General features: G+C 67.1%; 21 protein-coding genes. 9 read left to right on the top strand and 12 right to left on the bottom strand.

From position 1 onward, the window contains the following. Window positions 1-98 precede the first annotated feature (98 nt). The 5 genes from LCM32_RS06795 to lpdA all read left to right on the top strand — a co-directional run bounded on the left by LCM32_RS06795 (window position 99) and on the right by lpdA (window position 8,147). Window positions 99-3,437 carry an AsmA-like C-terminal region-containing protein gene (locus tag LCM32_RS06795; RefSeq protein ID WP_224820297.1) on the top strand — a complete coding sequence of 1,113 codons (3,339 nt, stop codon included), beginning with the start codon at window positions 99-101 and terminating at the stop codon, window positions 3,435-3,437. A gap of 50 nt (window positions 3,438-3,487) precedes the next feature. Beyond that, window positions 3,488-4,540, top strand: coding sequence for a tRNA preQ1(34) S-adenosylmethionine ribosyltransferase-isomerase QueA (gene queA, locus LCM32_RS06790; RefSeq protein WP_224820296.1), 1,053 nt, complete (start codon window positions 3,488-3,490; stop codon window positions 4,538-4,540). Between the two features lie 114 nt (window positions 4,541-4,654). Then, a complete protein-coding gene (locus tag LCM32_RS06785; protein WP_224820295.1) occupies window positions 4,655-5,932 on the top strand; it encodes an MFS transporter in 1,278 nt (425 codons plus the stop codon). 99 nt (window positions 5,933-6,031) lie between these two features. After that, entirely contained in the window at window positions 6,032-6,610 is a 579-nt protein-coding gene (locus LCM32_RS06780) for a DUF924 family protein (RefSeq protein ID WP_224820294.1), read from the top strand. Between the two features lie 142 nt (window positions 6,611-6,752). Further along, on the top strand, window positions 6,753-8,147 hold the full coding sequence (lpdA, locus tag LCM32_RS06775) for a dihydrolipoyl dehydrogenase (protein WP_224820293.1): 1,395 nt from the start codon (window positions 6,753-6,755) through the stop codon (window positions 8,145-8,147). Window positions 8,148-8,256: 109 nt separating this feature from the next. Here lpdA and LCM32_RS06770 read toward each other — a convergent pair whose 3' ends face one another. Next, window positions 8,257-8,619 (bottom strand): rhodanese-like domain-containing protein, encoded by a 363-nt coding sequence (locus tag LCM32_RS06770; RefSeq protein ID WP_224820292.1) that lies wholly within the window; start codon window positions 8,617-8,619, stop codon window positions 8,257-8,259. Between the two features lie 163 nt (window positions 8,620-8,782). Between LCM32_RS06770 and uvrA the strand changes: the two genes are divergently transcribed. Beyond that, window positions 8,783-11,641 (top strand): excinuclease ABC subunit UvrA, encoded by a 2,859-nt coding sequence (uvrA, locus tag LCM32_RS06765; protein ID WP_224820291.1) that lies wholly within the window; start codon window positions 8,783-8,785, stop codon window positions 11,639-11,641. 113 nt (window positions 11,642-11,754) lie between these two features. Here the strand turns inward: uvrA and LCM32_RS06760 are convergent, their stop codons facing one another. The 8 genes from LCM32_RS06760 to LCM32_RS06725 all read right to left on the bottom strand — a co-directional run bounded on the left by LCM32_RS06760 (window position 11,755) and on the right by LCM32_RS06725 (window position 18,670). After that, window positions 11,755-12,204, bottom strand: coding sequence for a hypothetical protein (locus LCM32_RS06760; RefSeq protein ID WP_224820290.1), 450 nt, complete (start codon window positions 12,202-12,204; stop codon window positions 11,755-11,757). A gap of 197 nt (window positions 12,205-12,401) precedes the next feature. Then, the gene (locus LCM32_RS06755) at window positions 12,402-12,866 is read right to left on the bottom strand and encodes a S26 family signal peptidase (protein ID WP_224820289.1); all 465 of its coding nucleotides are present in this window, start codon (window positions 12,864-12,866) and stop codon (window positions 12,402-12,404) included. A gap of 125 nt (window positions 12,867-12,991) precedes the next feature. Continuing rightward, a complete protein-coding gene (locus tag LCM32_RS06750) occupies window positions 12,992-13,195 on the bottom strand; it encodes a DUF2892 domain-containing protein (RefSeq protein WP_224820288.1) in 204 nt (67 codons plus the stop codon). A 188-nt stretch (window positions 13,196-13,383) separates the two neighbouring features. Further along, the gene (mmsB, locus tag LCM32_RS06745; RefSeq protein ID WP_224820287.1) at window positions 13,384-14,256 is read right to left on the bottom strand and encodes a 3-hydroxyisobutyrate dehydrogenase; all 873 of its coding nucleotides are present in this window, start codon (window positions 14,254-14,256) and stop codon (window positions 13,384-13,386) included. A gap of 62 nt (window positions 14,257-14,318) precedes the next feature. After that, entirely contained in the window at window positions 14,319-15,350 is a 1,032-nt protein-coding gene (locus tag LCM32_RS06740) for an enoyl-CoA hydratase/isomerase family protein (protein ID WP_224820286.1), read from the bottom strand. 3 nt (window positions 15,351-15,353) lie between these two features. Then, window positions 15,354-16,496 carry an acyl-CoA dehydrogenase family protein gene (locus LCM32_RS06735; protein ID WP_224820285.1) on the bottom strand — a complete coding sequence of 381 codons (1,143 nt, stop codon included), beginning with the start codon at window positions 16,494-16,496 and terminating at the stop codon, window positions 15,354-15,356. 188 nt (window positions 16,497-16,684) lie between these two features. Then, window positions 16,685-17,104 (bottom strand): hypothetical protein, encoded by a 420-nt coding sequence (locus LCM32_RS06730; RefSeq protein WP_224820284.1) that lies wholly within the window; start codon window positions 17,102-17,104, stop codon window positions 16,685-16,687. Window positions 17,105-17,170: 66 nt separating this feature from the next. Next, a complete protein-coding gene (locus tag LCM32_RS06725) occupies window positions 17,171-18,670 on the bottom strand; it encodes a CoA-acylating methylmalonate-semialdehyde dehydrogenase (protein WP_224820283.1) in 1,500 nt (499 codons plus the stop codon). A gap of 100 nt (window positions 18,671-18,770) precedes the next feature. On the opposite strand from LCM32_RS06725, the gene LCM32_RS06720 reads away from it, so the two are divergent. The 3 genes from LCM32_RS06720 (at window position 18,771) to coaD (ending at window position 20,788) form a co-directional block, all read left to right on the top strand. Further along, the gene (locus LCM32_RS06720) at window positions 18,771-19,661 is read left to right on the top strand and encodes a LysR family transcriptional regulator (protein WP_224820282.1); all 891 of its coding nucleotides are present in this window, start codon (window positions 18,771-18,773) and stop codon (window positions 19,659-19,661) included. A 62-nt stretch (window positions 19,662-19,723) separates the two neighbouring features. Next, the gene (locus tag LCM32_RS06715) at window positions 19,724-20,158 is read left to right on the top strand and encodes a CBS domain-containing protein (RefSeq protein WP_224820281.1); all 435 of its coding nucleotides are present in this window, start codon (window positions 19,724-19,726) and stop codon (window positions 20,156-20,158) included. Between the two features lie 132 nt (window positions 20,159-20,290). Beyond that, entirely contained in the window at window positions 20,291-20,788 is a 498-nt protein-coding gene (gene coaD, locus LCM32_RS06710) for a pantetheine-phosphate adenylyltransferase (RefSeq protein WP_224820280.1), read from the top strand. Between the two features lie 24 nt (window positions 20,789-20,812). Here coaD and LCM32_RS06705 read toward each other — a convergent pair whose 3' ends face one another. The 3 genes from LCM32_RS06705 to gap all read right to left on the bottom strand — a co-directional run bounded on the left by LCM32_RS06705 (window position 20,813) and on the right by gap (window position 23,008). Then, a complete protein-coding gene (locus LCM32_RS06705; RefSeq protein ID WP_224820279.1) occupies window positions 20,813-21,745 on the bottom strand; it encodes an alpha/beta fold hydrolase in 933 nt (310 codons plus the stop codon). Window positions 21,746-21,775: 30 nt separating this feature from the next. Then, window positions 21,776-21,919, bottom strand: coding sequence for a hypothetical protein (locus LCM32_RS06700; RefSeq protein WP_224820278.1), 144 nt, complete (start codon window positions 21,917-21,919; stop codon window positions 21,776-21,778). Between the two features lie 84 nt (window positions 21,920-22,003). Then, complete coding sequence (gene gap / locus LCM32_RS06695; protein WP_224820277.1) at window positions 22,004-23,008, bottom strand: type I glyceraldehyde-3-phosphate dehydrogenase; 1,005 nt, start codon at window positions 23,006-23,008, stop codon at window positions 22,004-22,006. Window positions 23,009-23,081: the final 73 nt, after the last annotated feature.

Genomic DNA, 23,081 nt, shown 5'->3' with positions numbered 1-23,081 from the left:
TGCATGCGGCGAGAGAAAAGAGCGGTTGCGCCAGAAGGTGCGCCGGTTTCGATGACTGACCCCGCGCCAAGACCGACCCCGCTCCAGAGCGAACCGAAATGACACAGGCCCCGCCGCCGGCGCCCGAGGACGAGACCCCGGAGCAGAGCCCGCACCAGTTGGTGCCCCCCGAGGGGCGCCCCCGCAGATCGCGGGGCCACAAGGCCCTGCGCGGCGTCGGTGCGGGCTGTCTGGTGATTGCGCTCTGCGTGCTGGCGGTGCTGGTGGGCCTGCTGCTGACCCGGGGGCGTGCCTTCGAGGTGCCGCCCTGGGTCGAGGCGCGGATCGAGCAGAAGATCAACACCGGCCTGCTGGGGGCGACGGTGGAGATTGCGGGCCTCGACCTCGTGGTGACGGACGACTGGCAGCCGCGGTTCCACCTGCGGGACCTGCGCCTGCGGGACCGGGCCGGGGCCGAGGTGCTGCTGTCCGACGTGGAGAGCACGCTGGCGCTGCGTCCGCTGCTGCAGGGGCGGCTGGCGCCCTACGGGATCTACGTGAACGGTGCGATGCTGCGGCTGCGGCGCAATGCAGAGGGGCGGTTCGACCTAGACATCGGGGGCGACGGCCGGTCCACCGACCTGGCCCAGACGATGCAGACCCTTGAAGACATGCTCGCCGCGCCCGCCTTTGCCGACATGGGCCGGATCGAGGCGCGCGCGCTGACGCTGACCTACGAGGACGTGCCCTCGAACCGGACGTGGACGGTGGACGGCGGGCGCATCCTGCTGCAGCGGCGCAATGCGGAGCTGAGCCTGCGCGGCGACTTTGCCCTGCTTTCGGGGCAGGATTACGCCACCACGCTGGGGATTTCCTACGACACCCGCATCGGCGAGGGCGGGGCGCGGCTGGCGGTGCAGCTGGACGAGATGCCCGCCGCCGACATCGCCACGCAGAGCCCGGCACTGGCCTGGCTGGCCGGGGTGCGGGCGCCGATCTCGGGCGCGCTGCGTGTCACGATCGACGAGCGCGGGCGGCTGGGGCCGCTGGTGGGGACGTTGCAGGCGGGGCAGGGCGTGATCCAGCCCACCGACACCGTGTCGCCGATCCCCTTCGACAGCGCGGTGTCCTATTTCCGCTACGAGCCCTCGGCCCGGCGCCTGCGGTTCGACGAACTGTCGGTGCAAAGCCCATGGGTCTCGGCCCAGGCCGAGGGAGAGCTGCGGCTGCAGGGCGACGATCCGTTGCACCCCTCGGCCATGACGGGCCAGTTCGCGCTCTCCCGGTTCGAGGCCAATCCCGCCGATCTCTACCCGGCGCCGGTCAGCCTTGACGCGGCCAAACTGGACATCCGCCTCGCGCTCGATCCCTTCGAGATCACGCTGGGGGATCTCAGCCTCGTGCACCGGGACGAGACGCTGCGCCTTTCCGGCTGGGCCCGGGCCCTTCCCGAGGGCTGGGATGTCAGCGTCAGCGGCGGCATGGGCCGGCTGACGCCCGGCGACCTGCTGTCCTTCTGGCCCGCGGGGGTGAAGCCCAAGACGCGGGAGTGGATCGAGAAGAACATCTTTTCCGGCATGATGCAGGACCTGCAGCTTGGCCTGCGCTCGAAGCCTCAGCAGGCGCCCGAGGTCACGCTGGGCTTCGGCTTTGCCGGGCTGACTGCGACCTTCATGAAGCATATGCCGCCGATTTCGAACGGGATGGGCCACGCCACGCTGGAGAACAACCGCTTCGTCGTGGTGGCTGAGGGCGGCGAGGTGCGCGCGCCGCAGGGCGGTGTCGTGGGGATACGGGGCACCAGTTTCATCATCCCCGATGTGCGCATCAAGGGCGGCCCGGCCGAGGTACGGCTTCAGACCGACAGCACGATCACCGCGGCGCTGGCCCTGCTGGACCGCGAGCCGCTGAACGTCATGCAGAAGGCGGGCAAGCCGGTGACGCTGGCCGATGGCCGGGTGAAGGCACAGGGGACGCTGAACTTCCCGCTGAAAAAGGGCACCCCGGCGAGCGAGGTGCGCTATGCGGTCACCGGCCAGCTGGCGAACCTGCGTAGCGAGCAGATCGTGCCGGGCCGCGTCCTGACCGCAAGCGCGCTGCAATTGTCGGCGGACAACGACGCCCTGTCGATCAGCGGCACCGCCCGACTGGGCGATGTGCCGGTGGGCGGCACATGGCGCGCCGAGATGGGGCCGGAGGCCGGTGGGCGCAGCAAGCTGGAGGGCTGGGTCGAGCTCTCTGACCGATTTGCCGACGAGTTCCGCATCGGCCTGCCGCCGAACACCTTCTCGGGCCGCGGGCAGGGCAGGGTGACCATCGACCTTGCCAAGGGGCAGCCCGCACAGTTCCGGCTGACCTCGGACCTCGCGGGGCTGGGTCTGCGGGTCGACAGCCTCGGCTGGTCGCTGGGGGAGGGCACCACCGGGCAGCTCTCCGTGGCCGGGCGGCTTGGCAGCCCGCCGCAGGTGGACGAGATTTCGTTGCAGGCCCCGGGGCTGAGCGCGCAGGGCGCCCTGACTCTTGGCGCGGACGGGCAGCTGGCAAGCGGGACCTTCGACCGGGTCGCCGTGGGCGACTGGCTGCGCGGCTCGGTCGAGCTTCAGGGCCGCGGCGCGGGGCGCAAGCCGCTGGTGCTGGTGACCTCGGGCACGCTCGACATGCGGCGGCTGCCCACGGGAATGGGCGGTGGCTCGGGCGGCGGTGGACAGGGCGGCGACAGCACGCCGGTCTCGCTGGCGCTGCAGGAGATGCGGATTTCCGATGCCATCGCGCTGACGGATTTCCGCGGCAATTTCACCACGCAGGGCGGACTGCAGGGCAGCTTCGAAGGCCGGATGAACGGCGGCGCCGCCGTGTCGGGCGAGGTGGTGCCGCAGGGCGGACGCTCTGCGATCCGCCTGACGGCGCAGGATGCGGGCGGCGTCATGGCCTCGGCCGGGCTGCTGAAGCAGGGCCGCGGCGGACAGCTGACCCTGACGCTGAGCCCGGTGGCGGAGCCGGGCAGCTATGACGGCGATCTTCGGATCAAGGACCTCTGGATCCGCGACGCCCCCGCCATGGCGGCGCTGCTGAACGCGATCTCGGTCGTGGGCCTGCTGGAGCAGCTTTCGGGCGACGGCATCCTCTTCTCCGACGTGGAGGGGAAATTCCGCCTGACGCCGGATCAGGTCATCGTGACGGAAAGCAGCGCCACGGGCGCCTCCATCGGCCTGTCGCTGGATGGCTACTACGGCCTCAAGACGCGCCAGATCGACATGCAGGGCGTGGTCTCTCCCTTCTACCTCGTGAACGGCGTCGGCTCGCTGCTGACCCGCAAGGGCGAGGGGCTGATCGGCTTCAACTACACCCTGAAGGGTACGGCGGACGCACCGCAGGTCTCGGTAAACCCGCTCTCGCTGTTGACGCCCGGCATGTTCCGCGAGATTTTCCGCCGTCCCGCGCCCAAGGTCTCGCAGTAGGGACCGGCGAGGGGTATGGCGGTGACGCCAGCCTTCGAAGGAGCCCGCCCGTGCAACTGTCCGATTTCGATTTCGATCTGCCCGAGAGCCTGATCGCCACCCGGCCCGCCAAGCCGCGCTCTTCGGCCCGCCTGCTGGTGGCCGCGGGCGATGCGATCACCGACGCGGTGGTGACGGACCTGCCGCAATGGCTGCGCCCGGGCGACCGGCTGGTGCTGAACAACACCCGCGTGATCCCCGCTCGGCTCTCCGGGCTGCGCCACCGCGATGGCGAGGCAGGCCCGTCCCAGTCGAAGATCGAGGTGACGCTGCTGGAGCCGCGCGCCGATGGGACATGGTCCGCGTTGCTGAAACCGCTGCGCAAGATCCGCGAGGGCGAGGTGCTGGTCTTCTCCGATGCGCTCTCTGCCACGCTGACGGCCAAGGAAGAGGGGCAGGGGCTGCTGGCCTTCAACCTCGCGGGCGAGGATTTCGACGCGGCCCTCGCCGAGGCCGGGGCGATGCCGCTTCCGCCCTATATCGCCGCCAAGCGCGCGGCCGATGCGCAGGACAAGGAAGACTACCAGACGATCTTTGCCCGCCACGCTGGCGCGGTGGCCGCGCCGACGGCCTCTCTCCACTTCGACGCGCCGCTGCTGCAACGGATCGTGGACATGGGCGTGGGCCTGACGGAGGTCACGCTGCACGTGGGCGCGGGCACCTTCCTGCCGGTGAAGGTGGAGGATGTGACCACCCACAAGATGCACGCCGAATGGGGGCAGGTGACCGAAAAAGCCGCTGCCGAGATCGCCGCCACCAAGGCCGCCGGGGGCCGGGTGATCCCCGTGGGCACCACCGCCCTGCGCCTGCTGGAAAGCGCCGCGCGCGCCAGCGGACAGATCGCGGCCTGGGAGGGGGAGACGGACATCTTCATTTACCCCGGTTTCGAATTCCGCGTGACCGACGCGCTGATGACGAACTTCCACCTGCCGAAATCCACCCTGATGATGCTCGTCTCGGCGCTCATGGGGCAGGAGCGGGTGAAGCGGATCTACGCCCATGCCGTCGAGGAAAACTACAGGTTTTTCTCATATGGAGATGCCTCGCTGCTGATCCCGGGTTGATCGCCGGCCCCGCCCGTGCGACCCGGGAGGTGAACGAGGAACGCGACGCTGCCGGTGTCGCTTTCAGCAAGCCCGCCGTCCGGCCGGAAGGCCCCTGCGGGCAGGAAGGACGAGATGCTACAGGTTTTGGGCAGCGCATGGGCGCTCTTGCTGGGTCTGATGCTGCTGATGGTCGGGAACGGCCTTCAGGGCACGCTGCTGGGTGTGCGGGGCGAGCTCGAAGGGTTCTCGACCTTCGAGATGTCCATCGTCATGTCGGCCTATTTCGCCGGGTTCCTCGGCGGCTCGCGCATGGCGCCCGAGATGATCCGCAGGGTCGGCCACGTGCGGGTCTTCGCGGCGCTCGCCTCCTTCATCTCGGCGGTGCTGATCCTCTACCCGACCTTCGCCCATCCCGTTGCATGGACCATCGGGCGGGTGGTGATCGGCTTCTGCTTCTCGGGCGTGTATGTCACGGCGGAAAGCTGGCTGAACAACGCCGCCACGAACGAGAACCGGGGCAAGGCGCTGTCGCTCTACATGATCGTGCAGATGCTCGGCATCGTCTCGGCACAGGGGCTGCTGCTGGTCGCTGACCCGTCGGGCTATGTGCTCTTCGTGATTCCCTCGGTGCTGGTTTCGATCTCCTTCGCGCCGATTCTCCTCTCGATCTCGCCCACGCCCGCCTTCGACACGACGAAGCCGATGTCGCTGCGCGCCCTCTACGGCATCTCGCCGTTGAGCTGCGTGGGTGTCTTCATCCTCGGCGGGGCCTTCTCGGCCCAGTTCGGCATGGCGGCGGTCTATGGCGGGCAGGCGGGGCTGACCCTGCCGCAGATCTCCATGTTCATCGCGGCCTTCTATGTCGGCGCGACCATCGCGCAGTACCCGCTGGGGTGGCTGTCGGACCGGATGGACCGGCGCCTGCTGATCCTGATCGTCGCCGCCGTGGGCGGCGTGGGGGCGATCCTCGCCATGCTGGCGGGCAGCAGCTTCATCGCGCTGCTGCTGGCGGCGATGATCGTGGGCGGAACATCCAACCCGCTGTATTCGCTTCTGATTTCCTACGCGAACGACTTCCTTCAGCCCGAGGATATGGCCGCCGCATCGGGCGGGATCCTGTTCATGAACGGGCTGGGGGCCATCGCGGGCCCGCTGCTCACCGGCTGGATCATGACGGCCATCGGCCCCTCGGGGTTCTGGTTCTTCATCGCGGTTCTGCTGCTGGCGATGGCGGCCTACGCGGGCTACAGGATGACCCAGCGGAAGGCGCCTTCGGCAGAGCACAGCGGTGCCTATGCGCCGGTGATGATGTCCGCCACGCCGGTCGCGGTGGAGGTTGCGCAGGAGTGGGTGATCGACACCGCGCAGGAGGAAGAGGCGCAGGCGCAGGAGGCAGAGGATCGCCTGTGACCGCTAACGTCTTGTCACACCATGAATTCCCCCTGTTGCGAAGGTAAAACTTATGTAACGATGGGGGCAGGTGCGACAGAGACCACAGGAGGATCCCCCATGGTTGCCCCGCGTGACATCCTGAACTTCTGGCTGGACGAGGTAGGACCCGCCGGCTGGTACGAAGCCACGGATGCTCTTGATCAGAAAATCCGCGACACGTTCGGCGAGGCCTGGCAGGCCGCGGCCGATGGCGCCTACGGCTTCTGGCTGACGCACCCGAACGGCGCGCTTGCCTACGTCATCCTGATGGACCAGTTCCCCCGCAACATGTTCCGCGGCGAGGCCAAGGCCTTTGCCACGGACCGCGTGGCCCTTGCGGCGGCCAAGCTCTCCATCGACAACGGCTGGGACCTCAAGGTCGAAGAACCAGCACGGCAGTTCTTCTACCTGCCGCTGATGCACAGCGAGAGCCTCTGCGATCAGGACCGCTGCGTGCGCCTGATGGCCGAGCGGATGCCGATGACCGGCGGGCCCAACCTGCTGCATGCCAAGGCCCACCGCGAGGTGATCCGCAAGTTCGGCCGCTTCCCCTACCGCAACGAGGCGCTGGAGCGGAACGTCACCAAGCCGGAACAGGCCTTCCTGGACCAGGGCGGCTACGGCTCCACGGTGCGGCAGCTTCAGGCGGCGGAATAAGCCGGCAAGGGGCGCGAAACCGCGCCTCACATCAACGGGTTACAAGGGGCCTCGCGGCAATAAGCTGCGGGGCCTTTTTGCTGCGTTGAAGGGCTTCCGAAAATAGTTTAACGTCAAACTATCTTGCGGAACGGAGGGGGCCATGGCCACCAAATCTTATGACATGATCGTAATCGGGGCTGGTCCGGGCGGCTATGTGGCGGCGATCCGCGCGGCACAGCTGGGGCTCAAGACCTGCATCGTGGAACGTGAAAACCTAGGTGGCATCTGCCTGAACTGGGGCTGCATCCCGACCAAGGCGCTGCTGCGCTCGGCCGAGGTGTTCCACCTGATGGAGCGGGCCAAGGACTATGGCCTCTCGGCGGACAAGATCGGCTATGACCTCGACGCCGTGGTGAACCGCTCGCGCGGGGTGTCCAAGCAGATGGAAGGCGGGGTCAAGCACCTGCTGAAGAAGAACAAGGTCGAGGTTGTCATGGGCGAGGCGACCCTGCCCGCCAAGGGCAAGGTCTCGGTCAAGACCGACAAGGGCACCGAGGAGCTGACCGCCAAGGCCATCGTTCTGGCCACCGGCGCGCGGGCCCGCGAACTGCCCGGTCTGGAAGCGGACGGCGATCTGGTCTGGACCTACCGCCACGCGCTGACGCCGGTGCGGATGCCGAAGAAGCTGCTGGTCATCGGCTCGGGGGCCATCGGCATCGAATTCGCCAGCTTCTACAACACGCTTGGCGCCGACACGACGGTGGTCGAGGTCATGGACCGCGTGCTGCCGGTCGAGGACGCGGATATCTCCGCCTTCGCCAAGAAGCAGTTCGTCAAGCAGGGCATGAAGATCATGGAGAAAGCCATGGTCAAGAAGCTCGACCGCGCCAAGGGCAAGGTCACCGCGCATATCGAAATGGGCGGCAAGGTCGAGACGCAGGAGTTCGACACCGTCATCTCGGCTGTCGGCATCGTTGGCAACGTCGAGGGGCTGGGGCTTGAGGGTCTGGGCGTCAAGATCGACCGCACCCACGTCGTCACGGATGAATTCTGCCGCACCGGCGTCGAGGGGCTCTATGCCATCGGCGACATCGCCGGCGCGCCCTGGCTGGCGCACAAGGCCAGCCACGAGGGCGTCATGGTGGCGGAACTGGTCGCGGGCGGCCATCCGCATCCGATCAAGCCGGGCTCCATCGCGGGCTGCACCTACTGCCATCCCCAGGTCGCCTCTGTCGGCATGACCGAGGCCAAGGCCAAGGAAGCGGGCTATGACGTGAAGGTCGGCAAGTTCCCCTTCATCGGCAACGGCAAGGCCGTGGCGCTTGGCGAACCCGACGGCATGGTGAAGACCGTCTTCGACGCCAAGACCGGCGAGTTGCTGGGCGCCCACATGGTCGGCGCGGAAGTGACCGAGCTGATCCAGGGCTACGTCATCGGCCGCCAGCTGGAGACCACGGAAGAGGACCTGATGCACACGGTCTTCCCGCACCCCACGCTGTCGGAGATGATGCACGAATCCGTGCTCGATGCCTACGGGCGCGCGATCCACTTCTGATCGCTGCCGTTACAGCTGGCGCCCAAGAATTTTCGAAAATTCTTGGGAGAATTCTTCGAAGAATTTTCCGCGCTCGCCTCGGCGGGCGCGGTTTCGTTTCTAGCGTTGGTCAGACCTTCACGACCTGTCCTCCGGCCCGGACCCAGTGCCCCAGCCCGCCGATGTTATGCACGTCGCGGTAGCCCAGCCGTTCCAGCACCCGCACCGCCGAGGCCGACCGCCCGCCAGAGGCGCAGTAGACCGCCACGGTCTTCTCCGGCGTGATCTGGGGCAGGTGGTCGGGGTGGGCGGGATCGGCCCGGAAGGCCAGCATCATCAGCGGGACATGCACTGATCCGGCGGCCTGGCCGGTTTCTGCCACTTCCGCAGACTCGCGCACGTCGATCACCACGACCTCGCCTGTCGCCACCCCGCGGATCGCCTCGGCGGCGGAAAAGCGGTGGTGGGCATTGCCTTTAAGGAATCCGAACATATCTGTGCCTCGCCCGGGCTCCGTGCCCGATGCGGCATAAATAGCATTCATGACTTTGAATGTGAATGGGGCGACGCAAATGTTCTGCCTTCGTTCTCATTTTTCGGTTGGACGCCGGGCCGCGCTCTATTAAGTTTTCGGCAATACCCCCCGGGAGTCTGTCATGGCGGATCTGAAGAAGATCGAAGTGCGCGGTGCGCGCGAGCACAATCTGAAGGGCATCGACGTGGATATCCCGCGCGACCAGCTGGTGGTGATCACCGGCCTGTCGGGCTCGGGCAAGTCCTCTCTGGCCTTCGACACGATCTATGCCGAAGGGCAGCGGCGCTATGTCGAGAGCCTCTCGGCCTATGCGCGGCAGTTCCTCGACATGATGGAAAAGCCCGACGTGGATCATATCAGCGGCCTCAGTCCCGCGATCTCCATCGAGCAGAAGACCACGTCGAAGAACCCGCGCTCCACCGTTGGCACGGTGACCGAGATCTACGACTACCTGCGCCTGCTTTTTGCCCGCGCGGGCACGCCCTACAGCCCCGCCACCGGCCTGCCGATCGAGGCGCAGCAGGTACAGGACATGGTCGATATCGTCATGGGCATGGAGGAGGGCACCCGCGGCTATCTTCTGGCCCCCATGGTGCGCGACCGAAAGGGCGAGTACCGCAAGGAATTTCTCGAACTGCGCAAGCAGGGCTTCCAGCGGGTGAAGGTGGATGGCGAGTTCTACGAACTCGACGAGCCGCCGACGCTGGACAAGAAGTTCCGCCACAATATCGACGTCGTGGTGGACCGGATCGTGGTCCGCGAGGGTATGGAGACCCGGCTCGCCGACAGTTTCCGCACCGCGCTCGACCTCGCCGACGGGATCGCGATCCTCGAAACCGCCCCGCGCGAGGGCGATCCCGAACGCACGACCTTCTCCGAGAATTTCGCCTGTCCGGTCAGCGGCTTCACCATCCCCGAGATCGAACCGCGGCTGTTCTCCTTCAACGCGCCCTTCGGCGCCTGCCCGGAGTGTGACGGCCTCGGCGTGGAGCTCTTCTTCGACGAGCGCCTCGTGGTGCCTGACCAGACGCTGAAGATCGCGGACGGGGCGCTCGCGCCGTGGCGCAAGGGCAAGTCGCCCTATTTCCTCCAGACCATCGAGGCCATCGCCAAACACTACGAGTTCAAGAAGAACGCCCGCTGGAAGGACCTGCCCGCGCATGTCCAGCAGGTCTTCCTCTATGGCTCCAACGGCGAGGAGATCGACTTCCGCTATGACGAGGGTGGGCGGGTCTACACCGTGTCCCGGCCCTTCGAGGGCGTCATCCCGAACATGGAGCGCCGCTACCGCGAGACCGACAGCAACTGGGTCCGCGAGGAATTCGAGCGCTACCAGAACAACCGCAGCTGCGGCGCCTGCAACGGCTACCGCCTGAAGCCCGAGGCGCTCGCCGTGAAGATCGCGGGCGTCCACATCGGGCAGGTGGTGCAGATGTCGATCCGCGAGGCCTATGCCTGGTGCGAGACGGTGCCCGCCAGCCTGACCTCGCAGAAGAACGAGATCGCCCGCGCCATCCTCAAGGAAATCCGCGAACGGCTTGGCTTCCTGAACAACGTCGGCCTCGACTACCTCAGCATGTCGCGCGCCTCGGGCACGCTCTCCGGTGGTGAGAGCCAGCGTATCCGTCTCGCCTCGCAGATCGGCAGCGGTCTGACCGGCGTGCTCTACGTCCTCGACGAACCCTCCATCGGGTTGCACCAGCGGGACAACGGGCGGCTTCTGGATACGCTGAAGAACCTGCGCGATCAGGGCAACTCGGTCCTCGTGGTGGAACACGACGAAGAGGCGATCCGCGAGGCGGATTACGTCTTTGACATCGGTCCCGGGGCCGGGGTGCATGGCGGCCAGGTGGTGGCGCAGGGCACGCCGGCCGAGATCTGCAAGGATCCGGCCTCGATGACCGGGCAGTACCTGTCGGGCAAGCGCGAGATCGCGGTGCCCGCCGAGCGGCGCAAGGGCAACGGCAAGGCGATCACAGTGGTGAAGGCCACCGGCAACAACCTTAAGGAGGTGACGGCCGAGTTTCCCCTTGGCAAGTTCGTCTGTGTCAGCGGTGTCTCGGGCGGCGGCAAGTCGACCTTGACGCTGGAGACCCTGTTCAAGACCGCCTCCATGCGGCTCAACGGCGCGCGCCAGACGCCTGCGCCCTGCGAGACGGTGAAGGGGCTGGAGCTGCTCGACAAGGTCATCGACATCGACCAGCGGCCCATCGGGCGCACGCCCCGCTCCAACCCGGCCACCTACACCGGGGCCTTCACCCCGATCCGCGACTGGTTCGCGGGCCTGCCGGAGGCCAAGGCGCGCGGCTACAAGCCGGGCCGCTTTTCCTTCAACGTGAAGGGCGGGCGCTGCGAGGCCTGCCAGGGCGACGGTGTCATCAAGATCGAGATGCACTTCCTGCCCGACGTCTATGTCACCTGCGAGACCTGCAACGGCGCGCGCTACAACCGCGAAACGCTGGAGGTGAAGTTCAAGGGCAAGTCCATCGCCGACGTGCTGGAGATGACCGTCGAGGATGCGCAGGAGTTCTTCCAGGCGGTGCCGAGCATCCGCGAGAAGATGGATGCGCTGATGCGCGTGGGCCTCGGCTACATCAAGGTGGGCCAGCAGGCCACGACGCTCTCGGGCGGCGAGGCGCAGCGGGTGAAGCTGTCGAAGGAACTGGCGCGGCGTTCGACCGGCAAGACGCTCTATATCCTCGACGAGCCGACCACCGGCCTGCACTTCGAGGACGTGCGCAAGCTGCTGGAAGTGCTGCACGAACTGGTGGATCAGGGCAACACGGTGGTGGTGATCGAGCACAACCTCGATGTCATCAAGACCGCCGACTGGATCATCGACATCGGCCCCGAGGGCGGCGATGGCGGGGGCCAGATCGTGGCCGAGGGCACGCCCGAGGAGGTCGCCAAGGTCGAGCGCAGCCACACGGGGCGCTACCTGATCGACATGCTAAAGCCGCGCAAGGTCGCGGCGGAATGACGAAACGGCCCGCTTTGGCGGGCCGTTTTCGTTTGGGCGCAGGGCCGGGTTTCGTGCGCCGAACGCAGGCCGGGGACGACCTTGTCGGGGGGAAGCGGAGGGTCGTCGCGCGCTCAGAACGCGGCGTTGGTCTGATCGGTCACCCGTTCCAGCACCTCGCGGCTGTGGATCATGACGCGGTAGACCTCGCCCTCGACCCGGAAATAGGCCCAGCCGTCCTGCGGCGCGGGCAGGCCATAGCGCTCGGTGTTCAGCAGGATCATGTATTGATCGGGCAGGGTGGTGCCGGGGGCGAGGATCGGCCCGCGCGCGCCCGCCGGGCGCTGCGGCGTGTTGTAGGGGCGGGGCACCGCCGGGACCAGACGCGCGCCGCCCGCGATGCTGCGGACCTGCGGGAGGGGCTGAGCCTGCCCGGCGCTGCTCTCGCTGAACCCGGATCCCACGTTGGCACTGTCTGCGGTGATGCAGCGCGCGCCCGGCAGGTCCACCCGGCAGGCCGCGGCAGGCGACGCCCCGAGAAGGAGCGCAGGCAGCAGCGTCAGGGCAAGGCGGGTGGCGGGCAAGGGGAACCTCCGGGAGCGGCGAGGCGGTTGCTGGCAGTCTGACCCGAGTCGCGGGCTGCGGCAAGTCGGCCCCGGGATGCCCGCGCCCGCGGGGGGCGGCCCGCACTGGCGCGGCGCGCGATGCGGCCCCGGCAGAACGCAGACGGAGCAACGCCCGGCACCCAAGCGGGCACCGGGCGTCAAAAGGGTAAAGCGGGTTACTGCGACAGGATGCCGGCGAGGCCCATCAGCGCGACGATCTCCATAGTGTCGCGGTCGAGCCGGAACAGCTGGTTGTCATCGCGGTAGTACCGGTAGTTCGGGTCGAGGCCGTAGCGGTCGGGGTCGCGGATCACGACGTAATCGCCCCGGTCCGGGTAGAAGCGGTCGCCCACGTGGTAGCGCTCGACGCGGACGCGATCGTCATCGTGGCGCTCTTCGTAACGGCGCTCCTCGTAGCGGCGCACCTCCTGGCGGGGGGCCTGCTTCTTGGCCAGTCCCGGCGGGTTGCAACCGTTGTGCTTCTTGGCGAGCCCCGGGGGGCAGCCGTTGCCTTTGACCTGGATCGCCTGCGTCTGCATCGCATCGGCGGCGGTGCTCCAGGGGCTGGCCGATGCGGCCATGGGAAGCGCGAGGCCGCTGGCGAGGGTGACCAGGGCGGCGGCTTTGGTCATGCGTTTCATGGAACTCTCTCCTTGGCTGTCTTGGCGATATAACCCGCCAAACCGGGGGAGGTTCCAGTTCCTACGCGGGCCAGCGTGGCGCCGGGCGGCTTTCCGCCGGGCGCCGGTCCGTGGCTGCGCGGGCCTCAGCGCTTGTCGAGCGGGCAGGTGTTGATGCCGAGGATCGTGTAGAGCGGGCAGGAGCCCATCAGCCCGGTGATCAGCGGCACGACCCCGATCAGGAAGACCCAGGCATAGGCCCAGCTGCTGAGGAAGAAGGCCGCGATCAGCGCCAGCCCCACCACCACGCGGATCACCCGATCCGCCATTCCTTCGTTCTTGGCAAACATCTCAGGTCCTTTCCGGCGTCCTCCGCCGACACATCAGGAAACTGATATGTGTTTACCACGAAGCGGCGAAACCTGTCTGCGGCAAATTGGCCGTGAGCGTTGGCCCGGACCATCAGTCAGTACAACCGGCAGTGAAGGACAGGCGCGGGGACCGCGCCCGCCTTGCCGCCAGATCCGGTCAGGTCCGGTCAGCCGCGATGCCGGGTCTCGAAACGCGGCAGCATGGCCGAGAAATCGCGCCCCTTGCCGTCTTCCTCCTCGACGAAAGTGGCATAGAGCGCGGCGGCGGCGGCCCCCATGGGGGTATCGGCATCCGCGGCCTCGGCGGCCTGCTGGCTCAGCCGCAGGTCCTTCAGCATCAGCTCGGCAGCGAAACCGGGCTTATACCCGTTGTCCGCCGGGCTCTGCGGGCCCACGCCGGGGGCGGGGCAATAGGCGTTCATGGTCCAGCTGTAGCCCGAGGAGGTCGAGACAACGTCGAACATCGCCTGCCGGTCCAGCCCCAGCTTGTCGGCGAGGGCAAAGGCCTCGCAGGTGGCGATCATGGTCACGCCGAGGATCATGTTGTTGCAGATCTTGGCCGCCTGCCCATTGCCCGAGGGGCCGCAGTGCACGGCCTTCTGGCCCATGATGTCGAAGAGCGGCTTGGCGATGGAAAAGGCCTCCTCGGTGCCGCCGACCATGAAGGTCAGCGTGCCCGCCTGCGCCCCGCCGATCCCGCCCGAAACCGGGGCATCCAGCGCCTTGAGCCCGGCCGCCACCGCGTCTTCCGCCACGGCGCGGGCGCTTTCCACGTCCACGGTGGAGCAGTCGAGCAGCACCGCGCCCGCCTGCATCGCCGGGATGACCTCTGCCGCCACGCTGCGCAGGATGGCGCCGTTGGGCAGCATGGTGATCACCACGTCCTGCCCGGCGGCTGCCTCGGCGGCAGAGGCGGCGGTGGCCGCGCCCTCCACCTCGATCGCCGCCGTGTCAAAGCCGGTCACCGCGTGGCCTGCCTTGACGAGGTTGGCCGCCATGGGCGCGCCCATGTTCCCCAGCCCGATAAATCCGATCTTCATCTTGTCCTCCCTCGATGCCGTCCTTGGTCCCTTTCCCCGCTCTCCCCCGGGGGCCGGGTGGGTCAGATCGCCAGCTCCGCCTCCAGCGGGGCCAGCAGCGCCGCGCCCGCGCCGGGCGACAGGCTGTCGATGCTGTCGCGCCACTGCGGGTTGCGGTCCTTGTCGATCAGCTGCGCCCGCACGCCCTCCAGGAAGTCGCCCTCGCGGAGCGAGCGGTAGGTGGCGCGGTATTCAAGCGCGAGCGCCTCGCGCACGCTGTGGCCGCGCTGCCGTTCCAGCAGGGCGAGCGTCGTGTCCATGGCGAGGGGCGAATTGCGCCGGATCGCCTTGGCCGTGCCCTCGGCCAGCGGGCCGTCGGAGGCGCTGACCTGCGCGAGGATGCTGGCCAGTTCCCCGCCGAGGGTCGCATCCATCCACGGCTGCTCTGCCGCCAGCGGACCGGTGGGCGGCACCTGAGCTGCGTCTTGCAAGTCGCTGACATCGCCGCTGTCTTCCAGCGCCGCGATGACGCCGGGCCATGTGCTTTCGGGAATGAAGAGATCGGCAAAGCCCGCGTGGATTGCATCCCCCGGACCCATCCGCCCGGCGGTGAGGGCGAGGTAGCGGCCCATCAGCCCCGGCGCATTGGCCAGCAGAAGCGAGCCGCCCACGTCCGGGATCAGCCCGATGCCGACCTCGGGCATGGCCATCTGCGTCGTCTCGCCCACGATGCGGTGCGACACATGGCAGCCAAGCCCCACGCCGCCGCCCATGACGAAGCCCTGCATCAGCGCCACGATGGGCTTCGGATACTCCGCCAGCTTGGCGTTCAGCCGGTATTCATCGCGCCAGAATCCGCAGCCGTACTCGAAATCCCCTGCCGTGCCACGGCGGTGGATTTCGGCCACGTCGCCACCGGCGCAGAAGGCGCGGTCGCCCTCGGCGTCGATCACCACGACCGCGATGCTGTCATCCCCGGCCCAGGCGTCCAGCGCCGCCTCGATGTCGAGGCACATCTGCCAGCTGAGCGCGTTCAGCGCCTTGGGCCGGGTCAGGGTGATGCGCCCGGCGCGGCCCGCGGTGCGGATATTCAGATCGGGATTGGGCTCCGTCATGTCTCAGCGCTCCGCCAGCAGGGTGCGGGCCGTGATGACGCGCATGATTTCATTCGTGCCTTCGAGGATCTCATGCACGCGCAGGTCACGCACCAGCTTCTCGATCCCGTAGTCCGAGAGGTAGCCGTAGCCCCCGTGCAGCTGCAGGCAGGTGTTTACCACCTGGCTGCCCGCCTCGGTGACGAAGGCCTTGGCCATGGCGCAGAACTTGGTGGCATCGGGGCTTTTCTGGTCCAGCTTCCACGCCGCCTGACGCAGCATGACACGCGCCGCTTGCAGCTGGATCTCCATGTCCGCCAGCTTGAACTGGAGCGCCTGGAACTGGTCGATGCTCTGCCCGAAGGCCTTGCGTTCGCCCATGTAGGTGAGCGTCTTGTTCAGCGCGGCCTGCGCGCCGCCGACGGAACAGGCCGAGATGTTCAGTCGCCCGCCATCCAGCCCCATCATCGCATATTTGAAGCCGGAGCCCTCGTCTCCCACCAGATTGCCTGCCGGAATGTCGCAATTGTCAAACTGGACTTGCCGGGTCGGCTGGGCCTTCCAGCCCATTTTCTGCTCCAACCCGCCGAAGGAAAGCCCCTCGGTGCCCGCCGGGACGTAGAGCGTCGAGACCCCGCGCGGGCCGTCGCCGCCCGTGCGGGCCATGACGACGTAGCCGTCGGAATACCCCCCGCCCGAGATGAAGGCCTTCGTCCCGTTCAGGCGATACCCGCCCTGAACCGCCTCGGCCCGGGTCTTGAGCGCCGCCGCGTCCGAGCCCGATCCCGGTTCCGTCAGGCAGTAGGAGAGCACGGTCTCCATCGAGATGACGCCCGGCATCAGCCGCGCGCGCAGCTCCTCCGACGCGAAGCTGTCGAGCATCCGGGCGCACATGTTGTGGATCGAGAGGAAGGCCGCCACGGCGGGGCAGGCCATGGAGAGCGCCTCGAAGACCAGCGTGGCATCCAGCCGGCCGAGACCCGCGCCGCCATTCTCCTCGCTGACGTAGAGCCCGCCGAAGCCAAGGGCGCCCACCTCTGGCCAGAGGCTCTTGGGAATGTCCCCCTCGGCCTCCCACTGCGCCGCATGGGGCGCGATGCGGTCCTGCCCGAAGGCATAGGCCATGTCGAAAATGGCCTGCTGTTCCTCGCTCAGTGCGAAATCCATGAAATCTCCTCCTCCGTGACCGGCCCGTGCAACACGGGCCTGACGCGCCGGGCCTCCCAACCCGCGTGTCCCAATCCTCGCGCCTTGAGGGCCGCGGCGCGATGCGGCAGATCCGCCGGGCCCCCGGATCGTGAGCCCTTGGATCGTGTGCTCTTTCGATCGCGTGCCCCCCGCGACGGGGGACCGGCTCAGACCGGCTGTTCCACCAGTTCCGCGACGGAGCGTTCGGGCATTCCCAGCAGCTCCAGCGCCTGTTCTTCGGTCTGCACCACGCGGTGCAGCATGCCCGGTATCCCGTCCCAGCTGCGCAGGATCATCGAGACCATCTTGAGCGCGATCTGGCCGGGGCAGATATAGACCAGCGGCGTGGCGTTCGGCGACGGGCGGAACACGTCGACCTTGCGGGCATGGACCTTCATCACCTCCACGTGCTGCGCCTCGAACCCGGTGACGGCGCTGAGATCGATCAATTGCCGGATCTCGGGGTGGCCGTCCGGGTCGTTCATGAAATCGGCAAGCGCCGCCATGCTGTCCTCGGGGCGGACGAAGCCGCTGAAACGGACATAGACGAGGTCGCGGCGCGGAAAGATCTGATAGGTCACGGGCATGGCATCAGGGTCCGGTGGAGGCCGGGAAACCCGGCCCTCACCAACCTGTGTACCAGCCCCGGGACCTTAGTCCATGGCCTTGAAGTTGAACTCGCCACCTTCCTTGATGCCCGAGGGCCAGCGGGCGGTGACCGTCTTCGTCCGTGTATAGAATTTGATCGAATCCGGGCCGTGCTGGTTCAGGTCACCGAAGGCCGATTTCTTCCAGCCGCCGAAGGTGTGGTAGGCCAGCGGCACCGGGATCGGCACATTGATGCCCACCATGCCGATGTTGATCCGGCTGGCGAAGTCGCGGGCCGCATCCCCGTCACGGGTGAAGATCGCGGTGCCGTTGCCCATCTCGTGGTCCATCGCCAGGCCGATGGCCTCTTCGTAGGAACCCGCGCGCACGGTCGAGAGGACCGGGCCGAAGATCTCCTGCTTGTAGATGTCCATGTCGGGCGTGACGTTGTCGAAGAGGTGCGGGCCGACGAAGAAGCCGTCCTCGTAGCCTTGCAGCGAGAAGTCGCGGCCGTCGATCACCAGCTTGGCGCCCTGATCCACGCCCGACTGCACGAGGCCGAGGATCTTCTCCTTGGCGGCGGCGGTCACGACGGGGCCATAGTCCACGTCCTTGCCGGCGGTGTAGGGGCCGACCTTCAGCTTCTCGATGCGGGGCACGAGGGCCTCGATCAGGCGGTCCGCGGTCTCTTCGCCCACGGGCACGGCCACGGAGATCGCCATGCAGCGTTCACCGGCCGCACCGTAGCCTGCACCGACGAGCGCGTCGGCGGCCTGATCCATGTCCGCGTCGGGCATGATGATCATGTGGTTCTTGGCGCCGCCGAAGCACTGCACGCGCTTGCCGTTGGAGCAACCGCGGCCATAGATGTATTCCGCGATCGGGGTGGAGCCCACGAAGCCGATCGACTGGATCACCGGGTGATCGAGGATCGCGTCCACCGCTTCCTTGTCGCCGTTGACGACCTGCAGGATGCCCTTGGGGGCGCCGGCTTCTTCCAGCAGTTCCGCCAGCATCATCGGGCAGGAGGGTGCCCGTTCGGAGGGCTTGAGGATGAAGGCGTTGCCGCAGACGATGGCGGGCGCGAACATCCACATCGGGATCATGGCCGGGAAGTTGAACGGCGTGATGCCCGCGCTGACACCCAGCGGCTGGCGCATGGAATACATGTCGATGCCCGGGCCCGCGCCGTCGGTGTATTCGCCCTTCAGCAGGTGGGGCGCGCCGATGCAGAACTCGACCACTTCAAGGCCGCGCTGCACGTCACCGGCGGCGTCGGGCAGGGTCTTGCCGTGTTCGCGGCTGATCGCCTCGGCCAGCTTGTCCATGTCGCGGTTCAGCAGGTCGACGAACTTCATCATGACCCGCGCGCGGCGCTGCGGGTTCACCGCGGCCCATGCGATCTGTGCCTCTGCGGCGATCTCGACCGCCTTGCCGATCTCCTCGGTCGAGGCCAGCGGCAGCTTGCCCTGCACTTCGCCCGTGGCGGGGTTGTAGACATCCGCGAAGCGGCCCGAGGTGCCCTTCACATGGGCGCCTCCGATGAAGTGGGTGAATTCGGTCATGGGTACCTCCGTCAAGTTGCGCGCAGGTTAGACTTGCAAAATTCACCGGAAAAGAGGCAAGTTTCCAAATCGGTTTTGCAAAATTGCAAAGGGCGGGGCGATGCACTGGGACGATCTGAAGGTGTTTCTGGCAGTGGCACGGGGGGAGAGCCTGTCGGCCGCGGGCCAGCGGCTCAAGATCGACCCGGCCACGGCGGGGCGGCGCGTGCAGCGGTTGGAGGAAGACCTTGGTGCCGCGCTCTTTGCCCGCTCGCCGCAGGGCTATGCGCTGACGCAGGCGGGGCAGCGGCTGATGGACCACGCGGTGCGGGCAGAGCAGGCCATGGCGGGCGCCGAGGCCGAGATCTCGGGGCAGGCGGGGCAGTTGTCGGGGCAGATCCGCCTTGGCGCGCCGGACGGGGTGGCCAACTTCCTGCTGCCGCAGGTCTGTGCCGCCATCGTGGCGGAAAACCCCGACCTCGAGGTGCAGATCGTCGCCCTGCCGCGGGTCTTCAACCTGTCGCGGCGCGAGGCCGACATGGCGGTCAGCGTCTCGCGGCCCACTGCCGGGCGGCTGCTGGTGCAGAAGATCAGCGACTACCGCCTGCATCTTGCGGCCTCCGACGCGCATCTGGCGGCCCATGGGCCGGTTGAGCGGCTGGAGGACCTGCGCGGGCGGCGGATCATCGGCTACATCCCCGACATGATCTTCGACAAGGAACTGGACTACCTCGGCGAGGCGGGGGTGGAGCGGGTCTCGCTCGCCTCCAATTCCGTCGCGGTGCAGTTGCAGTGGATCCGGCAGGGGGCGGGGGTGGGCATCGTGCATGACTTTGCGCTGCCCTCGGCCCCGGGGGTCCGCCGGATCCTTGCGGATCAACTGTCGCTCCAGCGCAGCTTCTACCTTGTGCGGCACGTGGATGATGCGCGGCTGGAGCGGATGCAGCGGTTCAGCACGGCCTTGGCGGAGGGCATCCGGCGCGAGGTCGCCCGGCTGGAATCGGTGACTTGACAGAAACTTGCCGCTCGGTGAGGCTTGAGGAGAGGGGGAGGCAGAGCAAGGAGGAGGAACCGATGCTCGTCCAGCAGATCCTGAAGTCAAAGGCCGTCGGCGGCGTGTTCACAGTGAAGCCCGGCATGTCCGTGCGCGAGGCAGCCGAAGTGCTGGCCGAGAAGCGTATCGGGGGCCTCGTGGTTTCCAGCGACGGTGAGACGCCGGAGGGCATCCTGTCCGAACGCGATATCGTGCGCACCCTGGCCTCGCAGGGGCCGACCTGTCTGGACCAGAAGGTCAGCGCCCTGATGACGCCCGATCCCAAATGCTGTCAGCCCGAGGACAGCGTGGAATCCGTCCTGCGCCGCATGACGGACGGGCGCTTCCGACACATGCCCGTGACCGAGGGCGGCAAGCTGGTGGGCATCGTGACCATCGGTGACGCGGTCGCCGCACGGCTGTCGCAGCTGTCGATGGAAAAGGACGCCCTCGAAGGCATGATCATGGGCCATTGAATTGCGCGAAATGCGCAATTCATGAAATAATCGCAAATATCCACGCTTTCGGCAGGCAGGCGCACGGAAGGCCTTGAATTCTCGTGTGTAATATTGTTGCGTGCCCCTCAGTGTGACGCGGAGGAGAGCACGATGCGTGTTGGTCTTTACCCGGGGACGTTTGACCCGATCACCCTGGGCCATCTGGATATCATCCGGCGGTCCACGCAGATCGTGGACAAGCTGGTGATCGGGGTTGCCATCAACCGGGACAAGGGCCCGCTGTTCCGTCTGGAAGAGCGCGTCGCGATGATCGAGTCGGAGGTCGCCCAGCTTCAGGAAAGCACCCAGACCGAAATCGTGGTGCATCCCTTCGAGAACCTGCTGATCCATTGCGCCCGCGACGTGGGCGCCAATGTGATCGTCCGCGGCCTGCGCGCCGTGGCGGATTTCGAATATGAATACCAGATGGTGGGCATGAACCGGGCGCTCGACAGTTCGGTCGAAACGGTCTTCCTGATGGCGGATTTCAAGACCCAGGCCATCGCCTCGAAGCTGGTGAAGGAAATCGCCCGGCTCAACGGGGATGTCTCGCGCTTCGTGTCACCTGCGGTGAACGAAAAGCTGCTCAAGAAGTTCGGGGATCGCTGAGGCGGTCCCCTTTCCTGTACGGGATCACTTCATCGCCAGAGAGGCGCGGCGGATGAAATCCGCGCAGCGCAGCGGCTGGGTGAGAGGCAGCATATGCCCGCCCGGCACCTTCACGAGGCCGAACTGCGGCACCCGTGCAATCAGCGTATCCCCATGCAGCGCCGGGTCGAGAAGCTGATCTTCCTCGCCATAGAGAATGCGGACGGGGAGAGAGAAATCGCCATAGCGCTCCGCCAGCGAGCGCAGGTCCCGGCCCGAGGCCTGGTAGTCGCGCGAGGTCTGGAGGAAGTTCCACGGCCGCAGCGCCAGCAGCCCGCCACCCCGGGTGGCATATTCGGGGGGAATCGCCTCGGGGCCGAAGACGACATCGCTGAGGATCTCGGGCTTGGAGCGCGCCATGCTGACCCAGAACACCCGCGCGACGAGGTGCCGGATCCAGCGGGTCTGGATCTCGTAGGCCTTGAAGGCGGGGGAGGGATCGCGCACCGGCAGCGTCAGCGGCGAGATCAGCGCCAGACCGCGCAGGTCATCCCCGAAGTCCGCCGCCATGGCGAGGGCAACGGCCCCTCCCAGCGAATGCCCCACCACGAGGGGGCGGCGGATCTTGAGGGCATTGAGCACCTCCATCACCTGTACCGCCTGCGCCCGCACGTTGGCGGGCACGTCCTCGCTGCGATCGGAATAGCCGGAGCCGGGCCGGTCGATGGCGATCACCCGGTGATCCCGGGCCAGTTCGTCGATGAGGCCGAGGTCGAAGTTGCCGAGGTTGGCGCCAAGCCCGTGGATCAGCACCACCACCGGGCCACGGCCGCAGTCGATGTGATGCAGCCGCCCGGTGGAGATCTCGATGAAGGAGCCGCGCGGCGGAACCTGTTTCTCGACCTGTCGCGAAATCCACCAGCTGCGGACGGCAAAGCCTATCAGAACCAGCGCGAGGAGCGCTGCCGCAATACCCACCGGACCCATCGTGTCACATACCCCTGAACGTTAACGCCAGAACGCCATCCACTCTATGAGGCCTGTCAGTTTCTTGGCCAGAAACAAAGCGTTGGCCCAGTCGAACAGGTAGGCGTCCGCTGCTAGCAGTGCCACGATCAGCAGCGCCAGCACAATGGCAATCCGGTTGGTCATGGCACTCCTGAAACGAAAAGGCCCCCGCAGGAATGCCTGACGGGGGCCTTTCGATCAAGTCTCTTGCAGCGGGCTGCAGGCCGCTCAGTTGACGAGGCGGCCCATCGCGGCGGCCACGTCGGCCATCCGGCAGGAGAAGCCCCACTCGTTGTCGTACCAGGCCAGCACGCGCACGAGGCGGCCGCCGGTGACCTTGGTCTGGTCGGGCGCGAAGATCGAGGATTGCTCGGTGTGGCAGAAGTCGACCGAGACCTTGGGCTCGGGATCGTAGCCCATGACGGCGCCCATGTGGCCGGCGACGGCTTCGCGCACCACTTCGTTCACGTCCGCTTCGGTCACGTCCTTCTTGGCGATGAAGGTCAGGTCCACGGCCGAGACGTTCGGGGTGGGGACGCGGATCGCCGAGCCGTCCAGCTTGCCCTTCAATTCGGGCAGCACCTCGCCGAGCGCCTTGGCAGCGCCGGTGGAGGTGGGGATCATCGACATGGCCGCGGCGCGGGCGCGGTAGAGATCGCTGTGGCGACGGTCCAGCGTGGGCTGGTCGCCGGTGTAGGAGTGGATCGTGGTCATGATGCCGCTCTCGATGCCGATGGCATCGTTCAGCACCTTGGCCAGCGGCGCGAGGCAGTTGGTGGTGCAGGAGCCGTTCGAGATCATCGTGTCACCGGCGACGAGGTCGCGATGGTTCACGCCGTAGACGATGGTCTTCTGCACGTTCTTGGCGGGGGCCGAGATCAGCACGGCCTTGGCACCGCGCGACTGGTGGACCTTGGCCTTCTCACCGTCGTTGAACTTGCCGGTGCATTCGAGGACCACGTCGCAGCCGGACCAGTCCAGCTCTTCGGGGTTGTAGGTCGAGAAGACCTCCATCGGGCCCCGGCCGAGGTCCATCGTGTTGCCCTCGACTGTGACCGTGCCACCGAAGCGGCCGTGCACGCTGTCGTACTTCAGCAGGTGGGCGTTGGTTTCGATCGGGCCGGTGGCGTTGATCTTCACCACCTGCACGTCGTTGCGCGCGCTCTCCGCGATATGGGCGAGAGTGCAGCGACCGATGCGGCCGAAACCGTTGATGCCAAGGGTGATGGTCATGCCGGGGGCTCCTGATACGAAACGTGTTCGCCCGGGATATAGCCGCGCCGGGCCGAAAAATTAAGGCAAAAAA

The organism is Pseudooceanicola nanhaiensis (genome assembly GCF_020171315.1).
Classification (GTDB): Bacteria; Pseudomonadota; Alphaproteobacteria; order Rhodobacterales; family Rhodobacteraceae; genus Pseudooceanicola; species Pseudooceanicola nanhaiensis_A.
The sequence above is the reverse complement of the archived record's forward strand: the minus strand, read 5'-3'. Positions and strand labels throughout refer to the sequence as shown.